Below are 1,539 nucleotides of genomic sequence, written 5' to 3'. Positions count from 1 at the left end.
TACACCGGCGACGTCTGCGGCGCGGCGACCGAGGTCGCCGAGATTGCCGCGCTCGTTGCGCTGGTGGCCTCGGCGGCCGGCTGACGACCGGCGCACGAAATCGCGCCTTGCGTCGCCCCTCCGGCCGCGCCATCCATCGGCCATGCTGGAGCATCGTCCGATCAAGAGTCCCTGCATCTCCGTCTGCGTCATGGACCCGGCGACCGGCTGGTGCGAGGGCTGCTTCCGCACCCTCGCCGAGATCGGGGCGTGGGCGCGCTTCTCGCCCGAGGAGCGCGACCGGGTGATGCGGCTGCTGCCCGCCCGTCGCAAGACGGCGCGTGCGGCCCCCGCCGTCGTGGAGTCCGACAAATGAAGCGCTGGCGCGTCTCCGAGCTGCTGATCGCCGTGACGCTGGCGGCGATCGCGACCTTCGTGGTGGCGGACCTCGCCGGCGGCTTCGGGACCTTCCCGAACGCGACCTGGGCGAGCGCGATCGCGATGATCTGCCTTGCGGTGTGGATCGGGCCGGGCCTGCTGCGGCGCTACGCCGGCGACGGCGCCGGAGCGCTCCGCGCGATCGCCATCTGGCTCGCGATCGCCTGCGCGTTCGCGCTGCTCTACGTCTACGGCAAGGACGTTCTGTTCGGGCTCGGCGTCAACATCGACTGACGCTTCCGCTCAGGTCAGCAGGTCGACGATGAAGCGCGTCGCGACCAGCGCCAGAAAGCAGCCGAAGGCCATCCGCAGCCGCCGCTTCGAAAGCCGGTGCGCGAGCCGCACCCCAAGCGGCGCGGCCAGCACCGAGATCGGTGCCATCAGCGCGAGACCGAGCAGCGAGACATAGCCGATGGAGAGCGGCGGCAGCTCGGCCAGATGCGGCAGGCCCGCCGCCGCGTAGCCGATCGCGCCCGGAATGGCGACCAGCACCCCGAACCCGGACGAGGTGCCGAGCGCGGTGTGGATCGGCCGGTTGTGGAGCGTGAGGAACAGCGCGACGAGCGCGCCGCCGCCGATGCCGATCAGCACCGAGACGACCGCGATCAGGAAGCCCCACAGCGACGTGGCGGCGCGGCCCGGCAGATCGTCCGCGAGCCGCCAGCGATCGCTCCCGAACAGCAGATTGGCCGACATCGAGAGCGCGAAGACGGCGAACACCGCCTTGAGCGCGTCGGAGCTCGCCACGGCCGCGATCGCAGCGCCTGCGGCCGCGCCCGCCGCCACGGGCAGGATCCACAGCCGCAGCGCGGCCATGTCGACCGCGCCCCGCGCCCGCTGGGCGGCGAAGGATCTGAGCGAGGTCGGGATGATGATGGCGAGCGAGGTCCCGACCGCGAGGTGCATCTGGGCGTCCGGGCCGGCCCCGACATGGTCGAACAGCTCGGCCAGCACGGGCACGATGACCGCCCCTCCGCCGACGCCGAACAGGCCCGAGAGGATTCCGGTGACGATGCCGCCAATGACGAGCCCGGCGACCAGCCAGCCGATCTCGGCGGCCGGGAGCCCGGCGATCAGCTCCATCCGGGGCTCACGCGGCGGCCGCGACGGCGGGCGTGCGCG

At 72.7% G+C, this 1,539-nt stretch carries 3 protein-coding genes; 2 read left to right on the top strand and 1 reads right to left on the bottom strand.

What is annotated here, in order from left to right:
• The first annotated feature begins 142 nt into the window (after positions 1-142).
• Positions 143-355 carry a DUF1289 domain-containing protein gene (locus ACIKT0_RS18125; protein ID WP_407106722.1) on the top strand — a complete coding sequence of 71 codons (213 nt, stop codon included), beginning with the start codon at positions 143-145 and terminating at the stop codon, positions 353-355.
• Positions 352-651 (top strand): hypothetical protein, encoded by a 300-nt coding sequence (locus ACIKT0_RS18120; protein ID WP_407106721.1) that lies wholly within the window; start codon positions 352-354, stop codon positions 649-651. Before ACIKT0_RS18125 ends, ACIKT0_RS18120 begins: the two co-directional genes overlap by 4 nt.
• 9 nt (positions 652-660) lie before the next feature.
• On the opposite strand, the gene ACIKT0_RS18115 is transcribed toward ACIKT0_RS18120, so the two are convergent.
• A partial coding sequence (locus ACIKT0_RS18115; protein WP_407106719.1) for a sulfite exporter TauE/SafE family protein occupies positions 661-1,539 on the bottom strand: 879 nt, incomplete at its 5' end.

The organism is Hansschlegelia beijingensis, assembly GCF_045505405.1.
In the GTDB taxonomy this organism is placed as follows: Bacteria; Pseudomonadota; Alphaproteobacteria; order Rhizobiales; family Methylopilaceae; genus Methylopila; species Methylopila beijingensis_A.
The sequence above is the reverse complement of the archived record's forward strand: the minus strand, read 5'-3'. Positions and strand labels throughout refer to the sequence as shown.

Excerpts from the sequence above, each read along its gene's own strand:
- ACIKT0_RS18125 (WP_407106722.1), top strand. The coding sequence starts at position 143 with ATGCTGGAGCATCGTCCGATCAAGAGTCCCTGCATCTCCGTCTGCGTC.
- ACIKT0_RS18120 (WP_407106721.1), top strand. The coding sequence starts at position 352 with ATGAAGCGCTGGCGCGTCTCCGAGCTGCTGATCGCCGTGACGCTGGCG.